The organism is Pseudomonas putida, from assembly GCF_030159595.1.
Classification (GTDB): Bacteria; Pseudomonadota; Gammaproteobacteria; order Pseudomonadales; family Pseudomonadaceae; genus Aquipseudomonas; species Aquipseudomonas putida_AC.
In genome coordinates this window covers 552787-578534 of record NZ_BSKJ01000001.1, presented here as the reverse complement: position 1 = coordinate 578534, position 25748 = coordinate 552787, and the positions used below count along the sequence as shown (strand labels likewise).

The following is a 25748-nucleotide window of genomic DNA, read 5'->3' as shown; positions in this document are numbered from 1 at the left end:
ATCACTTCGACACAAATGGACGACAATGTCTTCACGTAAATTCGGCCTGAACCTGGTCGTGGTTCTGGCCATCGCTGCGTTGTTCACAGGGTTCTGGGCACTGATCAACCGCCCGGTATCCGCCCCTGCCTGGCCGGAGCAAATCTCTGGCTTTTCGTATTCGCCGTTCCGCCTGGGTGAAAGCCCGCAGAAGGGCCAGTACCCCACTGACGACGAGATGCGCCAGGACCTGGAGCAGTTGAGCAAACTGACCGACAGCATCCGTATCTACACCGTGGAGGGCACCCAGGCCGACATCCCGCGCCTGGCCGAAGAATTCGGCCTGCGGGTGACGCTGGGGATCTGGATCAGCCCGGACCTGGAGCGCAACGAGCGCGAAATCGCCACGGCCATCCAGCTGGCCAACACCTCGCGCAGCGTCGTGCGGGTAGTGGTTGGCAACGAGGCGCTGTTCCGTGAAGAGGTCACCCCGGAAAACCTGATCAAGTACCTGGACCGCGTACGCGCAGCCGTGAAAGTGCCCGTGACCACCAGTGAGCAATGGCATATCTGGAAGGAAAACCCGGAGATTGCCAAGCACGTCGACCTGATTGCCGCGCACATCCTGCCCTATTGGGAATTCGTGCCGATGAAGGATTCGGTCGAGTTCGTGCTGGACCGCGCCCGCGAGCTGAAGCACCAGTTCCCGCGTAAACCTCTGCTGCTGTCGGAAGTCGGCTGGCCGAGCAACGGTCGCATGCGTGGCGGTGCCGATGCTACCCAGGCCGACCAGGCCATCTACCTGCGCACCCTGGTCAACACCCTCAACCGCCGTGGCTACAACTACTTCGTCATCGAGGCCTATGACCAGCCGTGGAAAGCCAGCGACGAAGGCTCGGTAGGCGCCTACTGGGGCGTCTACAACGCCGAGCGCCAACAGAAGTTCAACTTCGACGGCCCGGTGGTGGCGATCCCGCAATGGCGCGCCTTGGCGGTGGCCTCGGTCGTGCTGGCGATGATCGCCCTGATGGTGCTGTTCATCGACGGTTCGGCCCTGCGCCAGCGCGGCCGCACCTTCCTCACCTTCATCACCTTCCTGTGCGGGTCGGTGCTGGTATGGATCGCCTACGACTACAGCCAGCAATACAGCACCTGGTTCAGCCTGACCGTGGGCGTGCTGCTGGCCCTTGGCGCGCTGGGCGTGTTCATCGTGCTGCTGACCGAGGCCCATGAACTGGCCGAGGCGGTATGGATACACAAGCGCCGCCGCGAGTTCCTGCCGGTGCAGGCCGACAGCGCCTACCGGCCCAAGGTGTCGGTGCATGTGCCGTGCTACAACGAGCCACCCGAGATGGTGAAACAGACCCTCGATGCCTTGGCCGCACTGGACTACCCCGATTACGAAGTGCTGGTGATCGACAACAACACCAAGGACCCGGCCGTGTGGGAGCCGCTGAAGGCCCACTGCGAAAAGCTCGGCGAGCGCTTCAAGTTCTTCCACGTCGCGCCCCTGGCTGGTTTCAAGGGTGGTGCGCTGAACTACCTGCTCCCGCACACGGCCAAGGATGCTGAAGTGATCGCAGTGATCGACTCGGACTACTGTGTCGACCGCAACTGGCTCAAGCACATGGTGCCGCACTTCGCCGACCCGAAAATTGCCGTGGTGCAGTCGCCGCAGGATTACCGCGACCAGCACGAAAGTGCCTTCAAGAAACTGTGCTACAGCGAGTACAAAGGCTTCTTCCACATCGGCATGGTCACCCGCAACGACCGTGACGCCATCATCCAGCACGGCACCATGACCATGACCCGGCGCACGGTGCTGGAAGAGCTGGGCTGGGCCGAATGGTGCATCTGCGAAGATGCAGAGCTGGGCCTGCGCGTGTTCGAAAAAGGCCTGTCGGCCGCCTACGCCCACAACAGCTACGGCAAGGGCCTGATGCCCGACACCTTCATCGACTTCAAGAAGCAGCGCTTCCGCTGGGCCTACGGCGCCATCCAGATCATCAAGCACCACGCCAGCGCCCTATTGCGCGGCAAGGGCAGCGAGCTGACCCGGGGCCAGCGCTATCACTTCCTGGCCGGCTGGCTGCCGTGGGTCGCCGATGGCATGAACATCTTCTTCACCATCGGCGCGCTGCTGTGGTCGGCGGCGATGATCATCGTGCCGCACCGTGTCGACCCGCCGTTGATGATCTTCGCCATCCCGCCGCTGGCGCTGTTCTTCTTCAAGGTCGGCAAGATCATCTTCCTGTATCGCCGTGCGGTGGGGGTTAATCTGAAGGACGCCTTCGCCGCAGCGCTGGCCGGCCTGGCGCTGTCGCACACCATTGCCAAGGCGGTGCTGTACGGCTTCTTCACCAGCAGCATGCCGTTCTTCCGCACACCGAAGAACGCCGATAGCCATGGGCTGCTGGTGGCGCTTTCCGAAGCACGCGAAGAACTGTTCATCATGTTGCTGCTGTGGGGCGCTGCGCTGGGCATCTACCTGGTGCAGGGGCTGCCGAGCTCAGATATGCGCTTCTGGGTGGCAATGCTGCTGGTGCAGTCGTTGCCGTATGTAGCGGCACTGGTGATGGCCTTGCTGTCTTCGCTGCCCAAGCCACATAAAAACGCCGCTGAACCGCAGCAGGCTTGAGACGTGTGGGGCCGCAACGCGGCCCCACTGGCCCCTCTGTTTGATATAAGATAACGCCCCTCAGATTTCCCCGCCTTGCCTTGCCCCGGAGTCCCCCATGACGGCCCCTGCCGAGCTCTCGCCTACCCTTCAACTGGCCTGTGACCTGATCCGTCGCCCCTCGGTCACCCCCGTCGACGCCGACTGCCAGGCGCAGATGATGAACCGCCTGGGCGCCGTGGGCTTCCAGTTGGAGCCGATGCGCATTGAAGACGTCGACAACTTCTGGGCCACCCACGGTACCCAGGACGGCCCGGTGCTGTGCTTTGCCGGCCACACCGACGTGGTGCCCACCGGCCCGGTGCAGCAATGGCAGCATGAACCGTTCGAAGCGCTGATCGACGCTGACGGCATGCTCTGCGGCCGTGGCGCCGCCGACATGAAAGGCAGCCTGGCCTCCATGGTGATCGCCAGCGAGCGCTTCGTGCACGACTACCCGAACCATCGCGGCAAGGTTGCCTTCCTGATCACCAGCGACGAGGAAGGCCCGGCTCACCATGGCACCAAGGCAGTGGTCGAACGCCTGAAAGCGCGCAACGAGCGCCTGGACTGGTGCATCGTCGGCGAACCCTCCAGCACCACCCTGCTGGGTGACGTGGTCAAGAACGGCCGTCGCGGTTCGCTGGGTGCCAAACTGACCGTGCGCGGCAAGCAAGGCCACGTGGCCTACCCGCACCTGGCGCGCAACCCGATCCACCTGGCCGCCCCGGCGTTGGCGGAGCTGGCAGCCGAGCACTGGGACGAAGGCAACGCATTCTTCCCGCCAACCAGCTTCCAGATCTCCAACCTCAATTCCGGCACCGGCGCCACCAACGTGGTGCCGGGCGAGCTGACCGCCCTGTTCAACTTCCGCTTCTCTACCGAGTCCACCGTCGAAGGCCTGCAGGCGCGCGTCTCGGCGATTCTCGACAAGCATGAACTGGACTGGTCGATCGACTGGGCGCTGTCTGGCCTGCCATTCCTCACCGAACCGGGCGAACTGCTCGACGCCGTGGCGCACAGCATCAAGGGCGTCACCGGCCGCGACACCCAGCCGTCCACCAGCGGTGGCACTTCCGATGGCCGCTTCATCGCCACCATGGGTACGCAGGTGGTCGAGCTGGGCCCGGTCAACGCCACCATTCACCAGGTGGACGAGCGGATTTTGGCCAGCGACCTCGACCTGCTGACCGAAATCTACTACCAGACCCTGGTCCGGTTGCTCGCCTGATGCTCGCCTGCCCTCTTTGCCAGGCGCCGCTGAGCCGGCTCGACAACGGTGTGGTGTGCCCAGCCGGCCACCGCTTCGACCGCGCCCGCCAGGGTTACCTGAACCTGCTGCCGGTGCAGCACAAGAACAGCCGTGACCCGGGTGATAACCAGGCCATGGTCGAGGCCCGCCGCGACTTTCTCGACGCCGGCCACTATGCCCCGGTGGCCCGTCGCCTGGCCGAGCTTGCCGCCGAACGTCAGCCCGGTGCCTGGCTGGACATCGGCTGTGGCGAGGGTTACTACACCGCGCAAATCGCCCAGGCCTTACCGGCCGCCGAGGGTTACGCGCTGGACATCTCCCGCGAGGCGGTCAAGCGTGCCTGCCGCCGCGCACCAGAGGTCACCTGGATGGTCGCCAGCATGGCCCGCGTGCCGTTGGCCGACGCCAGCTGCCAGTTCATCGCCAGCGTATTCAGCCCATTGGACTGGGCCGAGGCCAAGCGCCTGCTCAGCCCTGGCGGCGGCCTGATGCGCGTCGGTCCCACCAGCGGCCACCTGATGGAACTGCGCGAAGTGCTCTACGATGAAGTACGCCCTTACGCCGACGACAAGCACCTGGCCCTGGTCCCCGAAGGCATGGCCCATGCCCACAGCGAAACCCTGGCGTTCCGCTTGAGCCTGGCCGCCCCAAAGGCCCGCGCTGACCTGCTGGCGATGACCCCGCACGGCTGGCGCGCCAGCGCCGAAAAACGTGCGTTGGTGATCGACCAGCCCGAGCCGTTCGAGGTTACGGTTTCCATGCGTTATGACTATTTCGTGCGCCAAGACTGAGCACACCCGGAGCCCTTATGCGTCAACCTGATATCGAGATCTACCTGAAGGACGCCGACGTCGACCACAAGCAGATTGCCGAGTGGCTCACCCAGGCAATCGGCCCGTGCAACGAATGGACACAGAAAGGCCATACGTTCAAATGCAAGGCCGGTAACATTCCGGTCACATGGTTACCCAAAGCTGTAGGGAAATGGAACAGCCTGTACCTGGAGAGCGACCAGACGCCGTGGGCCGATGATATCGCCTGCGCCCGCGCCGCGTTCGCCGCACTGGGTGTGGAAGTGCGCTGCGCGCCGGGTGGCTGGGTTGAGGAAGACGGGGAAGAAGATGCCGACCGCTGGGTCCGCATCAGCGCCGATGGTGAAGAGGAAATCACCTGGCGCACCAGCTGAAACAGGTTGCTTCAGGCTGCAAGTTACACGGTCAACTTGCAGCTTGAGGCCTACCGCATGAGGCTCAGAGGCCCACTACGTCCTCGGCTTGAAGGCCTTTCTGGCCCTGCACGCAGACGTACTCCACCCGCTGCCCTTCGACCAGGCTACGATGCCCCTCACCGCGGATCGCCCGATAGTGGACGAAGACATCCGCACCACCTTCGCGCTGAATGAAGCCATAACCCTTGGCATCGTTGAACCACTTTACATTCCCAGTCTCACGAGACGACATCTGAACTACTCCGGATTTTTATTGTGAAGATCGCCTTGCAGGCATGAGGTCACCTGCCCCGTGCCAACGCCGCTTGCTGAAATATCCTGCAAGTGGCAGGCCGAGTATATGACACAGAACAAAAAAAATTGATGACGGCCCCGCAGTTGGCCGATTTTTGCTGAACTTACGCCGATACGGCAGACTAATTAGCTGGATACTCACCTGAAAATCTCACCCAGGGCACACACCCCATGACCCGTTCCCCCCTGCACCGCCTGATCTTCGGCGGCCTGCGTCGCCTGTTGTACCTGTGGGTGCGCTCCGAGACCATCAACCAGTCGTCCATGACCCTCAACCTTGACCGCAGCCGGCCGGTGTTCTATGCGCTGCCCTCGCCCGCGCTCACCGACCTGGCCGTGCTCGACCACGAGTGCACCAAGGCGGGGCTGCCGCGCCCGGTGCTGCCGGTAGCCGTCGGTCCACTGCAGGAGCCAGCAGGGTTCTTCTACCTGACCCCCGACCCGGACTGGCTTGGTCGACAGGACAAACGCGGCGCCCCGCCAACGCTTGAACGCTTGGTCGCTGCCGTCACCCAGCATGCCGAGGAAGACGCGCAGATCATTCCAGTCAGCGTGTTCTGGGGCCAGACTCCAGCCAGTGAGTCCAGCCCGTGGAAGTTGCTGTTCGCCGACAGCTGGGCCGTTACCGGGCGCCTGCGCCGGCTGCTGACCGTACTGATCCTGGGGCGCAAGACCCGGGTGCAGTTCTCCGCGCCGATCCACTTGCGCGAACTGGTGCAGCACAACAAGGGGCACGAGCGCACCGTGCGCATGGCCCAGCGCCTGATGCGCGTGCACTTTCGCAACCTCAAGACAGCCGTTATCGGCCCGGACATCTCGCACCGACGCAACCTGGTCAAAGGCCTGGTGCACGCCCCACAAGTACGCCAGGCGATCATCGACGAGGCTCAGCGCGAGAACCTGCCGCTGGCCAAGGCCGAAGCCCAGGCTCTGCGCTACGGCAACGAGATCGCTTCGGACTACACCTACACGGTCATCCGTTTTCTCGAAGTGGTGCTGAGCTGGTTCTGGAACAAAATCTACGACGGCATCAAGGTCAACCATATCGAACAGGTTCAGGGCATCGCCCCCGGCCACGAAGTGATCTATGTGCCGTGCCACCGCAGCCACATCGACTACCTGCTGCTGTCGTACTTGCTGTTCCGCAACGGCCTCACCCCGCCGCATGTGGCCGCAGGGATCAACCTCAACATGCCGGTAGTCGGCAACCTGCTGCGCCGTGGCGGCGCCTTCTTCATGCGCCGCACGTTCAAGGGCAACCCGCTGTACACCGCCGTGTTCAACGAGTACCTGCATACCCTTTACACCAAAGGCTTCCCGGTCGAGTACTTCGTCGAAGGCGGCCGTTCGCGCACCGGGCGGATGCTGCAACCACGTACCGGAATGCTGGCCATCACCCTGCGCAGTTTTCTGCGCTCGTCGCGTACGCCGATCGTGTTCGTGCCGGTGTATATCGGCTACGAGCGCGTGCTCGAAGGCCGCACCTACCTGGGCGAACTGCGCGGTGCCAGCAAGAAGAAAGAGTCGGTGTTCGACATCTTCAAGGTGTTTGGCGCGCTCAAGCAGCGTTTTGGCCAGGTCTACGTCAACTTCGGCGAACCCATCCGCCTGGCCGGTTTCCTCGACCAGCAGCAGCCCGGCTGGCGTGAACAGGATCATGGCCCACAGTACCGCCCTGACTGGCTCAACGCCACCACCACCCGCCTGGGCGAAACCGTGGCCCGCCACCTCAACGAAGCAGCTGCGATCAACCCGGTCAACCTGGTGGCCCTGGCGCTGCTGTCCACCAGCCGCCTGGCCCTGGACGAACGCGCTTTGACCCGCGTACTGGACCTGTACCTGGCCCTGCTGCGCCAAGTGCCCTACTCGCCGCACACCACCCTGCCCGACGGCGACGGTCAGGCACTGATCGAACATGTGCGCAGCATGAACCTGGTGGCCGAGCAGAAGGACGCCCTGGGCCGCATCCTGTACCTGGATGAAGGCAACGCGGTCCTGATGACCTATTACCGCAACAACGTGCTGCACATCTTTGCCCTGCCGGCGCTGCTGGCCAGCTTCTTCCTCAGCAACTCGCGCATGAGCCGCGAGCTGCTGGGCCAGTATGTGCACGCGTTGTACCCGTACCTGCAGGCCGAACTGTTCCTGCGCTGGACGCCAGAGCAGTTGGACGAAGTAATCGACCAGTGGCTGGCCGCGCTGGTTGAACAAGGCCTGCTGCGTCAGGACAACGACCTGTACGTCCGCCCCGCGCCCAGCTCGCGTCAGTTCGTGTTGCTGACCCTGCTCGCCCGCACCATCACCCAAACCCTGCAGCGCTTCTACATGGCCACTTCGCTGCTGCTCAACAGCGGGCAGAACAGCCTCAGCGCCGAAGCGCTGGAAGACCTGTGCGTGATGATGGCCCAGCGCCTGTCGATCCTGCATGGCCTGAACGCCCCGGAGTTCTTCGACAAGACCCTGTTCCGTCACTTCATCCAGACCCTGCTCCAGCAAGGCGTGCTGCACACCGATACGCAAGGCAAACTGGGTTATCACGACAAGCTAGGCGAACTGGCCGAAGGCGTGGCCAAACGTGTGCTGTCGGCCGAGCTGCGCCTGTCGATCCGCCAGGTGGCCCTGCACCGCGACGATGGCCTGGAAACTTCGACCCTCTAACGCTTCATCAGCCGGGAAAATCCGCTAAAGTCCCTGGGGTTGGCCACAAGCCAGCTCCAAGGACCCCCGGAGATTCCATGAAAAAGCTCTTTATGCTGTGTTGCGCATCCCTGCTCGCAGCCTGTTCCAGCCAAACCCCATCCACCCAGGCCAGCCTGGACGGTGAAGTCTTCTACCTGCAGCGTATTGCCCTGCCGCCTGCTGCTACCTTGAGCGTGGAGTTGCAGGATGTTTCGCTGATGGACGCCCCCGCCGTGACCCTGGCCCGCCAGGCCGGCCCGGTCAAAGGCAACGTGCCCTTGCCGTTTCACCTCACCTACGACCCGGCCCAGGTCAAACCTGGCCACCGCTATTCGGTAAGCGCGCGCATCGAACTGGATGGCAAGCTGCTGTTCATCAACACCGAACACCATGGTGTCATGCTCGACGGCAGTGACCCGCAATCGGTACGCATCAAGGTCGACCCGGTTCGCTGACACCCGTATTTATCTGTTTACAAGGAAAGCTCCATGATCCGCACTTCCCTGCGTTTCACCACCCTGTGCGCCGGCCTGCTGTTGTCTGCCAGCGCCCTGGCCCTGTCGCTGGGCGACCTGAGCCAGAAAGACGCCACTGGCGGCCTGAAAGATACCCTGACCCAAGGCGCGCAACTGGCCGTCAAACAACTGAGCACCCCGGGCGGTTTCAGCAACAACCCGGACGTGCGCATCGAATTGCCGGGCAATTTGGGCAAAGCCGCCAAGGCGATGAAAATGTTCGGCAAGGGTGAACAGGTCGACGCCCTGGAAGCCAGCATGAACAAAGCCGCTGAAGCAGCTGTGCCGCAGGCGCAGGCGATTCTGGTCGATGCCGTGAAGAACATGAGCGTGACCGATGCCAAAGGCATCCTCAGCGGCGGTGACGACTCGGCCACCCAGTACCTGAACAAAAGCAGCCGCGAGCAGATCCGCGCCAAGTTCCTGCCAATCGTCAAGCAGGCTACCGACAAGGTTGGCCTGGCCCAGCAGTACAACAACTTTGCCGGGCAGGCCGTGGCCTTGGGCGTGGTGGATGCCAAGAGCGCCAGCATCGAGAACTATGTGACCGAGAAGGCGCTGGATGGCCTGTTCGAGATGATTGGCAAGCAGGAGCAGAGCATTCGCCAGAACCCGGCGCAGGCCGCTACCAGCCTGGCCAAGAAGGTCTTCGGCGCCCTGTGACAGCCCCGGGGGCTGCTTTGCAGCCCATCGCCGGCAAGCCAGCTCCCACCTCGATTGCATTGACCTTAAGCCATGTGCAGCACCTGTGGGAGCTGGCTTGCCGGCGAAGGGAGGGCAAAGCCCTCCCCTGCAGTCTTCAGTCCTTCCTGACCCTGAACCACGCCGCATACAACGCTGGCAGGAACAACAGGGTCAACGCCGTGGCCACGATCAACCCGCCCATGATCGCCACCGCCATCGGCCCGTAGAACACACTGCGTGACAACGGAATCATCGCCAGCACCGCCGCCAGGGCGGTCAGCACGATCGGACGGAAGCGCCGCACCGTGGCTTCGATGATCGCCTGCCAGCGCTCCATGCCCGCCGCGATGTCCTGCTCGATCTGGTCCACCAGGATCACCGAGTTGCGCATGATCATCCCAGCCAGGGCAATGGTCCCGAGCATGGCGACAAAACCGAACGGCTGGCGGAACACCAGCAGGAACAGGGTCACGCCAATCAGCCCCAGCGGCGCGGTGAGGAATACCATCACCGTACGCGAGAAGCTGCGCAGCTGGATCATCAGCAAGCTCAGCACCACCACCACGAACAGCGGCATGCCCGCGTTGACCGATTTCTGACCGCGCTCGGAGTCCTCTACCGTACCGCCGACCTCCAGCAGGTAGCCATCCGGCAGCTTGGCGCGGATGTCACGCAGGGTAGGCTCGATCTGCTTCACCAGCGTGGCCGGTTGCTCCTTGTCGTAGATATCGGCGCGCACGGTCACCGTCGGCAAGCGGTTGCGGTGCCAGATGATGCCTTCCTCGAAGCCGTATTCCAGGGTGGCTACCTGTGACAGCGCCACGCTCTGGCCATTGTCGGTGGGCAGCGCCAGGCTGCCGAGGTTACCCAGCTCGCCGCGCTCCTGCTGGGTGCCGCGCAGCAGGATCTCGATCAGCTCGTTGTCCTCGCGGTACTGGCTGACCGTGGTGCCGGTCAGCGAGCTTTGCAGGAAGCTGGACAAGTGCGCGGTGCTCACGCCCAGGGCGCGGGCGCGGTCCTGGTCGATCTCCAGAAACACCGCCTTGCTCGGCTCTTCCCAGTCCAGGTGCACGTTGACCACATGCGGGTTCTCACGCACCTTGTCGGCCACTTCACGCGCCAGCGCACGGGCCTTCTCGATGTGCTCGCCGGTAACCCGGAACTGCACGGGGTAACCCACGGGCGGGCCGTTTTCCAGACGCGTCACCCGCGCGCGCAGGTCGGGGAATTGCTGGTCCACGGTGCTGATCAGCCAACTGCGCAGACGCTCGCGGTCTTCCATCGACTTGGCCAGCACCACGAACTGGGCAAAGCTGGCGGCCGGCAGTTGCTGGTCCAGCGGCAGGTAGAAGCGCGGCGAACCGGTGCCCACATAGGCCACATAGTTGTCGATGCCGTCCTGCTGCTTGAGCAATGCCTCCAATTGCTTGACCCGCTCGGCGGTATTGGCCAGCGAGGCGCCTTCGGCCAGCTTCAGGTCAACCATCAGCTCCGGGCGCCCGGAGGCCGGGAAGAACTGCTGGGGCACGAAGCGGAACAACAGGATGCTGCCGACAAAGGCGGCGATGGTCAGCAGAATCACCGTCTTGCGGCGCCGCACGCACCACTCCACCACACGCCGCACACGCTGGTAGAACGGCGTGGCATAAGGGTCTGGCGCGTGGCCATCCTTGCCGTGACGTGCGGCATGCAGCTTGGCCAAGTCCGGCAGCAGGCGCTCGCCCAGGTAAGGCACGAACACCACGGCCGCCACCCATGAGGTGAGTAGCGCGATGGTCACCACCTGGAAGATCGAGCGGGTGTATTCGCCGGTGCTGGAGGCAGCCGTGGCAATGGGCAGGAAACCCGCCGCGGTAATCAGGGTACCGGTGAGCATCGGGAAGGCAGTGCTGCTCCAGGCATAGCTGGCCGCCTTGAGGCGGTCGTAGCCCTGCTCCATCTTGATCGCCATCATCTCCACGGCAATGATCGCGTCGTCCACCAGCAAGCCCAGCGCCAGCACCAGCGCGCCGAGGGAGATCTTGTGCAGGCCGATGCCGAAGTAATGCATGGCGGCGAAGGTCATGGCCAGCACCAGCGGGATGGCCAGCGCCACCACCAGGCCGGTGCGCAGACCCAGCGAGAAGAAGCTCACCAGCAGCACGATGACCAGCGCCTCGACCAGCACCTGCACGAACTCGCCCACACCGGCTTTCACCGCTGCCGGCTGGTCCGACACCTTGCGCAGTTCCATGCCGGCTGGCAGGTTACGCGCCGCGCGCTCGAACTCGCCTTCCAAGGCCTTGCCCAGCACCAGAATGTCCCCGCCGTCCTTCATCGACACGGCCAGGCCAATGGCATCCTCGCCCATGAAGCGCATACGCGGCGCGGGCGGGTCATTGAAGCCACGGTGCACCTCGGCCACATCGCCGATGCGGAAGGTGCGGTCACCCACACGAATGGGGAACTGGCGAATCTGCTCGACGCTATCGAAGCGCCCGCTCACCCGCAGCTGCAGGCGCTCACTGGGTGTTTCGAAGAAGCCGGCGGTGCTGACCGCGTTCTGCTCCTGCAGGGCCTGTTGCACAGCCTGCAACGGCACCCCGAGCGTAGCCAGCTTCAGGTTGGACAGCTCAATCCAGATTTTTTCGTCCTGCAGACCGACCAGCTCGACCTTGCCCACATCCTTGACCCGCTGCAGCTGGATCTGGATACGGTCGGCGTAGTCCTTGAGCACCGCGTAATCGAAGCCTTTACCGGTCAGTGCATAGATGTTGCCGAAGGTGGTACCGAACTCGTCGTTGAAGAACGGGCCCTGGATTTCCGGCGGCAAGGTGTGGCGAATGTCCGCGACCTTCTTGCGGATCTGGTACCACAGCTCGGGAATGTCCTTGGAGTGCAGCGAGTCGCGGGCCATGAAGGTGACCTGCGATTCGCCCGGGCGGGAGAACGAGACGATCTTCTCGTACTCGCCGGTTTCCATGAGCTTCTTCTCGATGCGTTCGGTGACCTGACGCGACACTTCCTCGGCACTGGCGCCAGGCCACAGGGTACGGATGACCATGGCCTTGAAGGTGAATGGCGGGTCTTCACTCTGGCCCAACTTGGTGTAGGACATGGCGCCAATGGCCGCCAGCAGAATCATCAGGAACAGGACGATCTGGCGGTTGCGCAGCGCCCAGGCAGAAAGGTTGAAACCCATCGGGACTTACTCCTTGGCCGTCAGCTTCACTACACGGTTGCTGCGGTCCACGGGGCGGACTTCCTGGCCCTCGCGAAGTACATGGCCACCGGCGGCGACTACCCAGTCGCCCGGGGCGAGGCCTTCGAGCACTGGCACACTGTCGCTGCCATACGCGCCCAGGCGCACCGCTGTCCGCTCCAGATGACTGTCCTTGTTGACCCGCCATACATAAGCCTGACCATTCTCTGCGGTAACCGCCGACAGCGGCACCGACAGCGGAATCAGCCCCTCATGGGCAATGAACACACGGGCGCTCTGGCCCAGCTCGGCTGGCGCGGCGGCCGAGGTAAAGGCGATGCGCGCAGCGAAGGTACGCGAGCGTGGGTCCGCGGCCGGTGACAGCTCGCGAATACGCCCTTGGAAGCGTTCTTGCGGGTGTGACCACAACTCCACACTCACCGGTTGGCCCACGGCAAAGCGGGCGAACTGCTGCTCCGGCAAGCCGATGACCACTTCGCGCTCGCCATCGGCGGCCAGGGTGAACACGGTTTGCCCGGCGGCTACCACCTGGCCCACTTCAACCTGACGCTTGGCGACCACCCCGGCCTGCGGCGCGCGCAGCACGGCATATTCGGCCTGGTTACCCGCCACATCGAACTCGGCCTTGGCCTGTTTCAGGCGCGCAAGGCCGGCGCGGTAGAGGTTTTCGGCATTGTCGAACTGGGAATGACTGACCATCTGCCGGTCGAGCAGCTTCTGGTAGCGATCACGTTCGGCGCGCACCAGCGCCAGGTTGGCCTCGGCAGCCGCCATCTGGGCGCGGTTGGCTTCCAGTTGCAGGCGCACGTCTTGTGGGTCCAGCTCGGCCAGCGGCTGGTCGGCCTTGACCCGCTGCCCCTCCTCGACCAGGCGCTTGCTGACCTTGCCGCCAATGCGGAAGGCCAGCTCCGGCTCGAAGCGCGCACGCACTTCGCCAGGGTAACTGTCGGCAGCGGCTTCGGCCGGCTGCGGCTGCACCACCAACGCCGGGCGCGGCGCTGCAGGTGGGGTGGCTTCCTGGCCGCACGCCGCCAGTAACAGCACGGCAACAGCGGGCAGAGCGATGGACAAGGCATGGCGCAACATGATGAATCCTTTCGCGAGGTGCACATCGAATATTTATACTGGCAAGTATATTAAATCAGCCAACCGATGCCGGGAAGCCAGCTTTACAAAGAAATCCAGGCGGTTTTCCAACGAGCCTCAGGTGTTGACCAGCCCACAGCCAATCAACAACTTGCCCCGCCCCGCCACAGCCCGAGCCCCCGAAAACACATCGCAAGCCCCGCCCTACGGGCCTTCCACCGCCCGGCACGACCTGTGCAATCACCGGTACTTACCCCCTCCTTCATGTACCTGGAGTATTCCGATGACCGCGCTCGAACAACACCTTCCCACCCCCGCCAACGGCACCGACTACGCAACGCTCGCCGCACGTTTCCGGCCCATCTTCACCCGTATTGCCGAAAGCAGCGTGGAACGCGAACGCAACCGCACCTTGCCCCATGAACCCATTCAATGGCTGAAGGAAGCCGGCTTTGGCGCCGTGCGCGTACCGGTCAAGCATGGCGGTGGCGGCGCGTCCTTGCCGCAGTTGTTCCAGTTGCTGATCGAACTGGCCGAAGCCGACTCCAATGTGCCGCAAGCCCTGCGCGGCCATTTCGCCTTCGTCGAAGACCGCCTCAACGCCCATGCCAGTGCACCGCAGGCTGTGTGGTTCAAACGCTTCGTTGCGGGCGACCTGGTGGGCTGCGCCTGGACCGAGATCGGCGCGGTGAAGATTGGCGATGTCATCACACGCGTTTCGCGCCAGGGTGAGCAGTGGGTGGTCAACGGCACCAAGTACTACAGCACTGGCAGCCTGTTCTCCGACTGGATCGACCTGTTCGCCCGCCGCGACGACAACGGGGCCGACGTGATCGCCGCCATCCGCACCCAACAGCCCGGCATTCGCCAAAGCGACGATTGGGATGGCTTTGGCCAACGCACCACTGGCAGCGGTACCTCGGTGTTCGAAAATGCCGTGGTCGAGGAAGAGAACATCATCGACTTCGCCACCCGCTTCAAATACCAGACCGCGTTCTACCAATTGGTGCTGCTGGCGGTGATCACCGGTTCCGGGCGTGCCGCCGTGCGGGATTTCAGCCACGAGACCCGCAAGCGCACCCGAGTGTTCAGTCATGGTAATGGCGCGGCAGTCAGCGAAGACCCACAAGTGCTGCAAGTGATCGGCAAGGCCTCGGGCCAGGTGTATGCCGCAGAAGCCGCGACCCTGCGCGCCGCCGAGGCCAGCCAACAGGCTTACCTGGCACGCTTTGCCAATGACCCGGGTGCTGAGCAGCAGGCCAATGTGCTGGCCGAACTGGAGTCGGCCCAGGCCCAGGTGGCGGCCATCGACCTGGTGCTGCGCGCCACCAGCGACCTGTTCAATGCCTTGGGTGCCTCAACCACCAGCACCAGCCGCCAACTCGACCGCCACTGGCGCAACGCCCGCACGGCGGCCTCGCACAACCCGGTGATCTACAAGGAGCGGATCATTGGCGACTGGCATGTGAACGGTACTGAACCGCCGTATGTGTGGCAGATTGGTGGGGGTGCCAAGCAATCCTGAATAACCGCATTGGGGCTGCTGCGCAGCCCCGGCACTATCAGCAGCTAGCCCAAGCCGTCGGCCAACGCCGCACCATTGAGGTAGTGATCCCCCAGCAACCGCCGCTGGGTCGCCAGCACAGGCTCACCACCGCTCACCTCAGGCCGCGCCAAGCGGCGACCGGCCAACTCGAAATACGCCTCGCCAGCAAGCCGAGCACCCTCAGCAGCCGCCAAGCGAAACGCAATCGCCGACGCCTGCGAATCATCGACCCGCTCCAGCAATGCATCGGCAGCATCAATGGCGATGCGCACTTCACCCACCGTGGCAATCACCAGGGTTTCGTGACGGGCACTGTGTCCACGCAGGTATTCAAGCAATGCCGCCTCGACCTGGCGGGCGTGTGCCAGGTCGTTCCGGCCGTGGGAATGGGTATTGGACATGTGCGCCTCCTTAGTTCCAAGCGTGACGTTGCGGCTTGATGCCGTTGAGCAGTTGATTGCCGACCAGGTGGTACTTCCAGCGCACCGGGTCGTGCAGGGTGTGGGTACGCGCATTGCGCCAGAAGCGATCCAGCCCCTGACTGGCCGACACACTGCGCGTGCCCCCCAGCTCCAAGAGGCGGCTGGAGGCCTCAAGCGAAATGGCGGTGGACAGCACCTTGGCCTGGCCGACGACCACCGAAGCCTGCGCTACATGCTCCTCGTCAGGCTGGGCAACTGCCAGGTCCACGGCCTGCGCCGCACGGCGCAGGATGGCTTCGGCGGCCTGCAGGCGCCAGGCCAGTTCACCGATCAGCGACTGGCTCAAGGGGTCCTGCCAGCCATGCTGCAGGCCGCTGTCAGCCCACGGGCGTGCCTGGCGGGCCACCTGCAAGGTCGCAGCGAAAGCGCCACGGGCGATACCGGTGTCCACCGCGGCCTGGATGATCTGCGAGATCGGGCCATCAGCCGTGGGCTGGTCGTAGGCCTTCCAGGCGGGTATCACATCGTCCGCGGGAACCCGCACGCCTTCGAGGCGCACCTGGCCACTGGCGGTGATGCGCTGACCAAAACCGTCCCAGCTGTCGATCACGGTCAGGCCCGCCGCATCGCGAGGCACAAAGGCAATATGTGGCCGCCCTTGTTCATCGACGCCAGCAACGGGAACGATGTGGGCAAACAAGGCCCCGGTACAGTAGGCCTTCTCACCGTCGATCACGGCGCTGCCGCCCTCGAAGCGGATTTGCGTCTGGAAGGTGGTCACATACTGGCCGCGCGATTCGGAAAAGGCATTACCGAAGCGGTAGCCCTGCAGCACCTTGGCGAAGTAGGCGCGCTTCTGCGTTTCACTGCCGGTCAGGCGCAGGTTGCTGAGTACGCCAAAGTGGTTTTGCGGCAGTTGGCCTAGGGAGGAATCGGCCGCCGAGATGGTCGCAATCACTTCGCTGAGCGTGGCGTAGGACACGCCTGCGCCGCCGTACGCCTTGGGCACGGTGATTGCCCAAAGGCCGCTGTCGGAAAAGCGGTCAAGTTCATCCCACGGCAAGCGCCGCTCACGGTCGCGCAAGGCGGCCTCCTGGGCAAATTCCTCGGCCAGGCGCTGCGCGACTTCGATGGCCTCGGCGTCGCTGCGGATGACATGGGCGGCGCGCCGTGGCGCCGAACGGGCCTGCGCAGGCAGGCTGGATACGGGTGAAAGGGTCGTCATGTGCTGCTCCATGCGTAACAGGTTCCACAGGTGTTCAGCAGAACCTGTGCCAACCTTATAAAGTCTTTAAATTCATATAGTTATGAAAAATTCACGGTCACTCGGAAAGCCCCAGGACCGACAAACTGCAGATTGCCTGTTGCCCCGCGAACAGTTCGCCGGGCCCACTCAAAGGCTGATGTCCAGCGGGTACTCGACGATCACCCGCAGCTCGTCGACGTTGGCCTCGGCGGTATGACCTCCACCCACCCGGTGGGTGGCCTGCATCACGTTGAACGACAGGTTTTTGGCCGGCCCGCCCTGCACCACATAGCGCACCCACAGGTTGCGCTCCCAATGGCGGCCATCCGCGATGCCGTTGTAGTAGCTGTAGGCGCCGCCCGCCCGGGTGCCGTCAATATCGCTGCCGCGCACATAGCGAGCGGTAAGCGACAGCCCAGGCAGGCCGAGCACGGCGAAGTTGTAGTCGTAGCGCGCTTCCCAGGCCCGTTCGTTGGGGTTGTTGAAGTCGGATACCTGCGATGCCGCGTCCAGTTGAATGTCGTAGGTGTTCCACACATAGTCGAACGGCGTGTCGCCGTCGATGCGCGTATACGACAGCTTGAAGCCATGCCCGCCTGCATTGATGCCGGCATGCACGCTCCATGAATCGTTGTCGATCTTGCCGGCCAGCGCCTGGCCGCTGTCGCGGGTGCGGTAGTAATCCAGGCCGGTCTTCAGGGCCAGGCTGTCACCCAGTGGCTGAACATAGTCAACGTTGAAGAACTGCTGGTTCCACACATCGTCCAGCCGGCTGGCGTGCAGGCGCAGGTTCAGCTGGTCGTTGAAGCGGTAGTCGCCGCCCAGGTACACCACGTCATTGGCGCCCTTCAGCCGCCCGGCGTACACGGTGCCAAGGTCGCCACGGTGGTTGCTGGCGTTGCGGTCGCTGCTGGACTCCAACTTGCCACCTTGCAGGGTCAGGCCTTGCAGCGAGTGGTCGTTGAACATGAAACCGCGCAGGGTCTGCGGCAGCAGGCGGATGTCGCTGGCATGCAGCACCGGGCTGGTCGGGCTGACATCGCCATAGCGCAATTCGGTATCCTGCACGCGCGCCTTCAGCGCCACGCCGACCTTGCCGTAGGCATCCTTGGGCTCGCCATCGAAGTTGCTGCCCGAGCGCGAGACGATGCCCGGCACCCCCACGCCATTGCCCACCGTGCCATTGCCACCGTCCAGCTTCAGCCCGACCAGGCCTTGCACGTCCAGGCCCAGACCTACCGTGCCCTGGGTGAACCCCGACTGCAGGTTGGCGATGATGCCGTGGCCCCATTCGCGGTGCTGGCTCTGGCGTTCGCCGGTGTTGGGGTTACGGGTGAAATCGCCGTTGCGGTAATCCTGGCTGAAGTAATAGTTGCGGTTGATGATTTGCAGTTGAGTGCCGTCGAGGAAACCTTCGTCGTCGGCGAATGCCGGTGTGCTCAGGCCGATGGCGAGGGCGAGGGTGACAGGTGGGTAGTTGCGCGAGCGCATGGCAGAACGTCCTTATGGGCTGGATAACCCCGCCGGGGTGGTGGGGTGTTCTGCTATTCCAATAACTGTGCCACCCATAAAATGCTTATATTTCAGGTACTTATATAAGCTAAAGAAATCGCTTGAATGTTCTTTACAGGCAAATTGTTCAGTTGCTGTTGCGTGCGATACAACACTTCCGGGGCTGCAAAGCAGCCCCGGAAACTTTCAGTCAGCCTTGCCTCCCAAGTAGAAGTGCCTCAGGTCTTCCCGCATTGCCAGCGCCGCTGCAGCGCCCTCACCCGCCACCCGGCCGTTCTCCAGGATGTAGGCATAGTCGGCATGGCGCAGGGCAACGTTGATGTTCTGCTCAGCCACCAGAAAGCTCATGCCCTCCTTGGCATTGAGCTGGGCGACGATGTCGAAGATTTCCTCGACGATGATCGGCGCCAGCCCCATCGAGGGCTCGTCCAGCAGCACCAGCCGTGGCTGGGTCATCAGCGCACGACCGATGGCCAGCATCTGCTGCTCGCCACCCGAGGTCAGCCCGGCCTGGGTCTTGCGCTTGGTTTTCAAACGCGGGAACCAGGCATAGATGCGCTCCAGCGCCTGCTCCAGCTCGCGCCGCGCCGGCTTGCGCAAAAAGCCCCCGGTACGCAGGTTTTCCTCGATGGTGAGGTGGGCGAACACATGTCGCCCCTCCAGCACATGCACGATGCCTTGGGCTGCCAACCGGTTGGCTGCGATGCCGTCGGTATCTTGGCCCTGGAAGCGGATATGCCCACGGCTGACCCGTGCGCGGTCAGCCTGCAGCAACCCGGAAATGGCCTTGAGCGTGGTGCTTTTGCCAGCCCCGTTGGCGCCCAGCAAGGCGACGATATCGCCCTGCCCGACCCGCAGGGAAACCCCGGCCACGGCCAGGATCGCGCCGTCGTAGATCACTTCGATATCCTGCACGCCCAGCAACTCATTGGCGCGCTCGGCAGCAAGCGAGGCATGGGTCATGGGGCCGCCTCGTCTTTAGCGCATTCGCGGGCGGTAACGCCCTTCTCACGGGCATACTCACCCGCCTTGGCATCGATCAGCGGGCGCAGGGTGGCGCGGTCGGCCTGTACCCAGTCGGTCACCAGCGTCCACTTCTGGCCATCCCACTGCTGCACCTTCGCCGCGCCCCCGCCTTCGTGGTCGCTGCACGACAGCTTCAATGGCTGCATCAGGCCGAGGAAGCCGATTTCCTTCAGGCGGGCATCGCCCAGGTCCAGGTGCTCCAGGCCCCAGCGCCCTTCCTCGCCGTTGAGCGGGCGGTTGCCGAACCTCTTCTGCCCGGCGCGGATGGCCTCGACGGCGATGGCCGCATTCACCAGGCCAGAGTTGTAGTACACGCTGCCAAAGCTTTTCGGGTCCTTGAGGTCGCTCTTACCCGTGTCGACGATGTACTTGCGGATGCGCTGGTGAATGTCGAAATCGGCGCCACCCGGATAGGGCGTCAATGCCAGGTAACCTTTGCCGGCCTCGCCTGCCGGCAGCACGTCTTCGTTGGAACTGGCCCAGATGTCGCCGACGATACGGTCCACCGGGAAGCCGAAGCGCGCCGCCGTCTTGATCGCTACCGGCGTGGACACACCCCAGGTACGCAGGAACACCCAGTCCGGCTTCTGCTGGCGCACCTGGCGCCATTGACCAGCCTGTTCATTGCCCGGGTCGGCCACCGGTATCTGGATATTCTCGAAGCCGTATTTCTGCGCCAGCAGCGCCATTGGCCCCTGGGTTTCGCGCCCATAGGCGGAGTCGTGGTAAACGGTGGCAATCTTTTTGCCCTTGAGCTTGTCCAGCCCGCCTTCGCGCTCGGCCACATAGTTGATGAAAGCCGACGCCTCGCTGTAGAAGGTCAGCATCACCGGGAAGTTGTAGGGAAACACCCGACCATCGGTGGCTTCGGTGCGGCCGTAGCCCAAGGTGATCAGCGGGATCTTGTCGGCCTCGGCCTTTTCCGCCAGGGCGTAGGCGGCCGGTGCGCCGTTAGGCTGGTACAAAGCCACCGGCGCGCCGTTCAGGCCGTTCTTGAAGCGCTCGTAGCATTCGATGCCCTTCTCGGCCGTCCATTCGGTTTCGCATTCCTGCCAAACCAGCTTGACGCCGTTGATGCCGCCTTCGACCTCGTTGATGTAGCGCAGGTAGTCGATCATCCCGGCCCATACCGGAATGCCACTGGAGGCATAGGCACCCACCCGGTAGGTGGCCAACGGGAAGAACTGTTCGTTGCTGGCGGCCTGGACAACCGGCAGCCATGCAGAAGCAATGCCCAGTGCAAGGCCGAGCGCGGCGCCGTAGCGTTTGAAAGGTGCGTACATGATGATTTCCCTGAAGTGTCGTTGAGTGTTCACTGCTCGCTGGCGCAATCGCGTGGCGTGATGCCTTTTTCCTTGGCGTAGGCGGCCGACTTGGCCTCGATCAGCGGGCGCAAGGTGGCCCGGTCGGCCTGCACCCAGTCGGTCACCAGTACCCATTTTTCGCCGTCCCACTGCTGCACGCGCGCCGCGCCGCCGCCTTCGTGGTCCGAGCAGGACAGTTTCAGCGGCGGCAGAAGGCCTTCAAAGCCAATGGCTTTAAGCCGTGCCGCGTCGATGTTGAGGTGTTCGAAGCCCCAGCGCGCCTCCTCGCCGTTAAGCGGGCGGTTGCCAAACTTGCCCTGCGCCGTGCGCAGCGCCTCGACGGCAATGGCGGCGTTGATCAGGCCGATGTTGTAGTACACCTTGCCGAAGTAGCTCGGGTCCTTGAGGTCGCTCTTGCCAGTATCGAGGATGTGCTGGCGCAGGCGCTGGTGGATGGCAAAGTCGCTGCCACCCGGGAATGGTGCCAGCGCCTGGTAGCCCTTGGCCGCAGTGCCGGCCGGGATTACATCGGCCTCGGAGCCGGCCCAGACGTCACCAATGATGTGGTCGACCGGAATGCCGAAACGGGCCGCCGTCTTGATGCCGACCGGGGTCGACACACCCCAGGTGCGCAGGAACACCCAGTCCGGTTTCAGCTGGCGTACCTGGCGCCACTGCGCCGACTGTTCGTTGCCCGGGTCGGCCACCGGGATCTGGATGTTTTCGAAGCCATACTTCTGCGCCAGCAATTGCATCGGCGCCTGGGTTTCGCGGCCATAGGCCGAGTCGTGGTACACGGTGACGATCTTCTTGCCCTTGAGCTTGTCGAAACCACCCTCGCGCTCAGCGATGTAGTTGATGCCCACCGAAGCCTGGCCGTAGTAGTTCAACAACAGTGGGAAGGCATAGGGAAACACGCTGCCATCGGTGGACTCGGTACGCCCACCGGCACCGTCGATCAACGGAATGCGGTCGGCTGCGCCCTTCTCCATCAAGGCATACGAGCCCGGCGTGCTGTGGGTGAAGAAGAACGCTGTGGGCGCCCCGTCCTGGCCGTTCTTGTAGCGCTCGTAGCACTCGACGATGCGGTCGACGTTCCACTCGGTCTCGCATTCCTGCCAGGTGAGCTTGACGCCGTTGATGCCGCCCTCCACTTCGTTGATGTAGCGGAAATAGTCGATTTCACCGGCCCACCACGGGATCCCGCTGGAGGCATAGGCGCCAACCCGGTAGGTGGCCATGGGTACGAATTGCTGGTTGTCTGCAGCGGCGGCAATAGCCGGCAGCAAGGTAGGCGCGCCCAGCAGGAACAGGCTGGCGAGCAGGTGACGACGCAAGGTTTTACGCATATTCGGTTCTTTTGAGTGAAGGGTTTGAAACCTCCTTTCCCGTGGCCGGGTCAAGGCGCCTGAAAGTATTGGTTTGGGGTCAGAAGCGCAGCGGCCAGACGCGAATGCGTTCACGCAGGTTGCCCAGCAGGCGCACCAGGCCCTCGGGTTCCTTGATCAGGAACCAGATGATCAGGCTGCCAAACAGGATCTTCTGCAGGTTCTGCAATTGCCCGGCATCGACATGGCCGTTGAACAGCCACTGCCCGGCATGGCTGAGCAGGATCGGCGTGAGGCTGATGAAGGCTGCGCCAATGAAGTTGCCGGCAATGCTGCCCATGCCGCCGATAATGATGATGAACAGGATCTGGAATGAGCGGTTGATGTCGAAGCTGCCGGCACTGGCCGTGCCCAGGTAGGCGAAGGCCCACAGCGCCCCGGCAATGCCCAGGTAGAACGCGCTGACGGCAAAGGCCAGGCGCTTGTAGCGCTCCACCTGGATGCCGATGACTGCGGCGGCGGTGTCCATGTCGCGGATCGCCATCCAGTTGCGGCCCACCTGGCTACGCACCAGGTTTACCGCCACCCAGGTCAGCACCACCACGCAACTGAGGGTCAGCAGGTAGCGCCCCACCGGCGTGGCCAGGTTATGCCCGAACAGTTCCAGGCGCGGCGCGCTGATGGTGCCGGACGAGGCGTAGTTGTAAAACCACGCGAACTTGGCGAACACCCACTCCAGAAAGAACTGCGCGGCCAGCGTAGTGACCATCAGGTAGAAACCCTTGATGCGCGAACTGGGCAGGCCGAACACCAGCCCCACCACCCCGGCGATCAGGCCACCGCCCAGTAGCGCCAACGGCAACGGCAGCCCCGGCACGCGCAGCAGCAAGCCATAGGTGGCAAACGCCCCGACCGCCATGAAGCCCGCCGCCCCCACCGAGGTCTGCCCGGTGTAGCCGGTCAGCAGGTTCAAGCCAAGGCCTGCCAGCGACAACACCAGGAACGGGATGAGGATCGCATTCAGCCAGTAGTCGCTGCCCAGCAAGGGCAAGACAACAAAGGCCAGCAGCAGCAACAGCGCCAGGCCCAGTGGGCGATGGCGGGCCACCAAGGTCAAGGGTGCATCGTCGAAGCGCGCTGTCAGGCGCGCAGCAGTCGTGGTCATGCGGTCATACCCGTTCGATGGCCCGATCGCCGAACAGGCCGGCGGGGCGGATGTAGAGGAAGATCAACGCCAGGAAATAGGCGAACCAGGGGGTGATGCCTCCGCCGATCAAAGGCCCGATATAGGCCTCGGCCAGGTTCTCCGCAGCACCCACGATCAGGCCGCCGACAATCGCCCCGCCAATCGAGGTGAAGCCCCCGATAATCAGCACCGGCAGTGCCTTGAGTACCACCAGCGACAGCGAGAACTGCACCCCTTGGCGTGCGCCCCACAGCAGCCCGGCCACCAGCCCGACCACGCCCGCCACGGCCCACACCACCTGCCAGATGCGGTTGAGGTTGATGCCCAGCGACAATGCGGCGCGGGTGTCGTCGGCCACCGCGCGCAAGGCCAGGCCGATGCGGGTGCGGTTGAACAGCAGGGCCAACAGCGTCACCAGTGCGGCGGAAACACCAGCGGCCACCAGGTCGAACTGGCTGATCATGATGTCGCCGACGAACAGCGGCACGTCTTCGATGCCCAGGTCCAGCGCACGCACCTGAGCCCCCATCAGCCCTTGGGCGAGCCCTTCGATGATGAACGACAGGCCCAGCGTGGCCATGAACAAGGTGATTTGCGAGCGGTTGACCAGTGGCCGCAGCACCAGCCGTTCGATCAGCAGCGCGCCGATGATCATCACCACGACGGTAATGGCCAGCGCCACGGCAAACGGCAGGCCTTGCTGGTGCAGGCTGACGAAGGTCAGCGCAGCGAACAGCAGCATGGCGCCCTGGGCAAAGTTGAACACGCCGCTGGCCTTGTAGATCAGCACGAAGCCGATCGCCACCAGCGAGTACATGGTGCCGGCGAGCAGGCCGCCGATCAGGGTTTCGAGAAAGAAGTTCATCCGTGCGGCGCCCCCAGGTACGCAGCTATCACTTCGGGATTGGCCTGCACTTCGGCGGGCGAACCATCACCCACCTTGCGCCCGTAATCCAGCACCACCACATGGCTGGACAGGCCCATCACCACTTGAATGTCGTGCTCGATCAGGATCACCGTGGTGCCCAGATCACGATTGATATCGGCGATGAAGCGGCTCATTTCCTGCTTCTCCTCGGCGTTCATTCCGGCCATCGGTTCGTCGAGCAGCAACAGCGTCGGATGGGCGATCAGCGCACGGCCCAGCTCCACGCGCTTCTGCAGGCCGTAAGGCAGGCTGCCAACGGCCACATCGCGCCAGGCCTGCAGTTCGAGAAACTCCAGCACCTGCTCGGCGCGTTCGGCAAATGCCCGCGCCTCACGGCGGGCACGCGGCAAACCCAGCGCCTGCTCAAGGAAGAAACTGCGCTGAAAGCGCGACAGCCCGGTCAGCAGGTTGTCGAGCACGCTCATCTTCTTGAACAACGCGTTGTTCTGGAACGTACGGCCAATGCCCAGCCGTGCGGCGGTCAGCGGGTGCGGGCGACGCAGCGGCTGTTCGGCGAAAAACAGCTGGCCGGCATCGGCGCGATAGACCCCGTTGAGGATGTTCAGCAGCGAGCTTTTACCCGCGCCATTGGGCCCGATCAGGGCGCAGATCTCCCCGCGCCTTACGCTGAACGACAAATCGGAAATCGCCTTCACGCCCTTGAACGACAGCGACACGTTGCGCACCTCCAGCAAAGCGCTCATGCCGCACGCTCCAGGTAATCACGCAGCCATGCCGGCTGTGCATTTCCCGATGCAACTGGGGCGCTTGGCACGTCGATGCGCTGCAGGCGCTGAAAACCGAGCAAGTGCCGCACCCGTGCTTTCAGCCAACGGCGCAGACCGCGCTGCGGGTCTTGCTGTACCCAGTCGCACAGCCGCCGTTGCCAACTGCCGGCAGGCGGCAGCCGTGCCTCTATTTCGTCGGCCAGTGTCTGCACCCGTTCGGCGGACAGCAGCAGCGCCGTCGGGGCGATTTCACGGCGATCGCGGCTGGCCGACTCGGCCGTTTCCGGAAACGCCAGGCCTTCGCCCCGCTCCAGCCAGCGGTCAAGCAGGTGCGCCAGGCCTTCGCGCCATTCGCTGCCTTCATCAACCCAGAGCACCTCGTCCCGGGTGACCTGTGCCCAACCCAAACGCTGCGCTGCAGGTGCAGCACCGACAAACAGCGCCGACAGCGGCAGAACTTGCCATTGGCCTGTGAGCACGGCATCGGCTTGCGGCGTGAACAAGCGCAGCGGCCATTGGGTATGCAAACCCGTTTGCAGCCACTGCGCCACTTGCTCGCGGCGCTGGACAAAGGCGAACCCCGGGTGGGCCAGGCGCAGCTGGCGTTGCAAGTCTTCGCCACGGCTGTTGGCGGGGATCAGCAGGGCGTGGCCATTCAGGCGCCGCGCGGCCAGCGCAAGCAACACCAGGCTGGGCTCGTAGGCACCGCTCAAGGCCAGCCGCGCGCCTGCCACGAAGCCCTGCTGGCTCAAGCCATCGGCCAGGCGTTCGACCTCTCGCTGTACGTCGATCCAGCGCCAGGCCTTCCACACGCCCAAGCGCCGATGGCGCAGGGCGACTCGGGTTGGGCGCTCCCGGGCCCAGCGCTGCAGGGCCTGCAAGTGGCTGTCGGCCACGGCATCAGCCTGCGGCGGGGTAAATTCATGCACATTCATCGCGTGGCTCCC

At 63.8% G+C, this 25748-nt stretch carries 21 protein-coding genes; 8 read left to right on the top strand and 13 right to left on the bottom strand.

Features of this window, described 5'->3' with window-relative positions; translation table 11 throughout:
* Positions 1-25 precede the first annotated feature (25 nt).
* The 4 genes from QQL85_RS02640 (at position 26) to QQL85_RS02625 (ending at position 5073) form a co-directional block, all read left to right on the top strand.
* Entirely contained in the window at positions 26-2617 is a 2592-nt protein-coding gene (locus QQL85_RS02640) for a glycosyltransferase (protein ID WP_284355068.1), read from the top strand.
* Between the two features lie 97 nt (positions 2618-2714).
* Positions 2715-3866 (top strand): succinyl-diaminopimelate desuccinylase, encoded by a 1152-nt coding sequence (gene dapE / locus QQL85_RS02635; protein ID WP_284355067.1) that lies wholly within the window; start codon positions 2715-2717, stop codon positions 3864-3866.
* Positions 3866-4678: a putative RNA methyltransferase gene (locus QQL85_RS02630; RefSeq protein ID WP_284355066.1), complete on the top strand. Its 813-nt coding sequence runs from the start codon at positions 3866-3868 to the stop codon at positions 4676-4678. Before dapE ends, QQL85_RS02630 begins: the two co-directional genes overlap by 1 nt.
* Positions 4679-4695: 17 nt before the next feature.
* Positions 4696-5073 carry a hypothetical protein gene (locus QQL85_RS02625; RefSeq protein ID WP_284355065.1) on the top strand — a complete coding sequence of 126 codons (378 nt, stop codon included), beginning with the start codon at positions 4696-4698 and terminating at the stop codon, positions 5071-5073.
* A 64-nt stretch (positions 5074-5137) separates the two neighbouring features.
* Here QQL85_RS02625 and QQL85_RS02620 read toward each other — a convergent pair whose 3' ends face one another.
* Positions 5138-5347 (bottom strand): cold-shock protein, encoded by a 210-nt coding sequence (locus QQL85_RS02620; RefSeq protein WP_284355064.1) that lies wholly within the window; start codon positions 5345-5347, stop codon positions 5138-5140.
* 233 nt (positions 5348-5580) lie between these two features.
* Here QQL85_RS02620 and plsB point away from each other — a divergent pair, with 233 nt between their 5' ends.
* From plsB to QQL85_RS02605, 3 genes are all read left to right on the top strand, one after another.
* Positions 5581-8067: a glycerol-3-phosphate 1-O-acyltransferase PlsB gene (gene plsB / locus QQL85_RS02615; RefSeq protein WP_284355063.1), complete on the top strand. Its 2487-nt coding sequence runs from the start codon at positions 5581-5583 to the stop codon at positions 8065-8067.
* A gap of 77 nt (positions 8068-8144) precedes the next feature.
* A complete protein-coding gene (locus QQL85_RS02610) occupies positions 8145-8543 on the top strand; it encodes a YbaY family lipoprotein (RefSeq protein ID WP_284355062.1) in 399 nt (132 codons plus the stop codon).
* Positions 8544-8576: 33 nt separating this feature from the next.
* Positions 8577-9266, top strand: a complete 690-nt coding sequence (locus QQL85_RS02605) for a DUF4197 domain-containing protein (protein ID WP_012270813.1) — start codon at positions 8577-8579, stop codon at positions 9264-9266.
* A 136-nt stretch (positions 9267-9402) separates the two neighbouring features.
* On the opposite strand, the gene QQL85_RS02600 is transcribed toward QQL85_RS02605, so the two are convergent.
* The gene (locus tag QQL85_RS02600) at positions 9403-12468 is read right to left on the bottom strand and encodes an efflux RND transporter permease subunit (protein WP_284355061.1); all 3066 of its coding nucleotides are present in this window, start codon (positions 12466-12468) and stop codon (positions 9403-9405) included.
* A gap of 6 nt (positions 12469-12474) precedes the next feature.
* Positions 12475-13575: an efflux RND transporter periplasmic adaptor subunit gene (locus QQL85_RS02595; protein WP_284355060.1), complete on the bottom strand. Its 1101-nt coding sequence runs from the start codon at positions 13573-13575 to the stop codon at positions 12475-12477.
* Between the two features lie 283 nt (positions 13576-13858).
* On the opposite strand from QQL85_RS02595, the gene QQL85_RS02590 reads away from it, so the two are divergent.
* Positions 13859-15100, top strand: coding sequence for an acyl-CoA dehydrogenase family protein (locus QQL85_RS02590; RefSeq protein WP_284355059.1), 1242 nt, complete (start codon positions 13859-13861; stop codon positions 15098-15100).
* A 44-nt stretch (positions 15101-15144) separates the two neighbouring features.
* Here the strand turns inward: QQL85_RS02590 and QQL85_RS02585 are convergent, their stop codons facing one another.
* The 10 genes from QQL85_RS02585 to QQL85_RS02540 all read right to left on the bottom strand — a co-directional run bounded on the left by QQL85_RS02585 (position 15145) and on the right by QQL85_RS02540 (position 25736).
* Positions 15145-15522 (bottom strand): hypothetical protein, encoded by a 378-nt coding sequence (locus QQL85_RS02585; RefSeq protein WP_284355058.1) that lies wholly within the window; start codon positions 15520-15522, stop codon positions 15145-15147.
* Between the two features lie 10 nt (positions 15523-15532).
* Complete coding sequence (locus QQL85_RS02580; protein WP_284355057.1) at positions 15533-16768, bottom strand: SfnB family sulfur acquisition oxidoreductase; 1236 nt, start codon at positions 16766-16768, stop codon at positions 15533-15535.
* 168 nt (positions 16769-16936) lie between these two features.
* Positions 16937-18280, bottom strand: a complete 1344-nt coding sequence (locus QQL85_RS02575) for an OprD family porin (protein ID WP_284355056.1) — start codon at positions 18278-18280, stop codon at positions 16937-16939.
* A 207-nt stretch (positions 18281-18487) separates the two neighbouring features.
* Positions 18488-19264, bottom strand: a complete 777-nt coding sequence (locus tag QQL85_RS02570; RefSeq protein ID WP_284355055.1) for an ABC transporter ATP-binding protein — start codon at positions 19262-19264, stop codon at positions 18488-18490.
* On the bottom strand, positions 19261-20610 hold the full coding sequence (locus QQL85_RS02565) for an ABC transporter substrate-binding protein (protein ID WP_284355054.1): 1350 nt from the start codon (positions 20608-20610) through the stop codon (positions 19261-19263). The genes QQL85_RS02570 and QQL85_RS02565 overlap by 4 nt, the downstream gene beginning before the upstream one ends.
* 29 nt (positions 20611-20639) lie before the next feature.
* Positions 20640-21980: an ABC transporter substrate-binding protein gene (locus tag QQL85_RS02560; RefSeq protein WP_284355053.1), complete on the bottom strand. Its 1341-nt coding sequence runs from the start codon at positions 21978-21980 to the stop codon at positions 20640-20642.
* Positions 21981-22059: 79 nt separating this feature from the next.
* A complete protein-coding gene (locus tag QQL85_RS02555; protein ID WP_284355052.1) occupies positions 22060-23124 on the bottom strand; it encodes a branched-chain amino acid ABC transporter permease in 1065 nt (354 codons plus the stop codon).
* A 4-nt stretch (positions 23125-23128) separates the two neighbouring features.
* Positions 23129-24010, bottom strand: coding sequence for a branched-chain amino acid ABC transporter permease (locus tag QQL85_RS02550; RefSeq protein ID WP_284355051.1), 882 nt, complete (start codon positions 24008-24010; stop codon positions 23129-23131).
* Complete coding sequence (locus tag QQL85_RS02545) at positions 24007-24777, bottom strand: ABC transporter ATP-binding protein (protein WP_284355050.1); 771 nt, start codon at positions 24775-24777, stop codon at positions 24007-24009. The genes QQL85_RS02550 and QQL85_RS02545 overlap by 4 nt, the downstream gene beginning before the upstream one ends.
* Positions 24774-25736, bottom strand: a complete 963-nt coding sequence (locus QQL85_RS02540) for an AMP-binding protein (protein WP_284355049.1) — start codon at positions 25734-25736, stop codon at positions 24774-24776. Before QQL85_RS02540 ends, QQL85_RS02545 begins: the two co-directional genes overlap by 4 nt.
* Between the last annotated feature and the right edge of the window lie 12 nt (positions 25737-25748).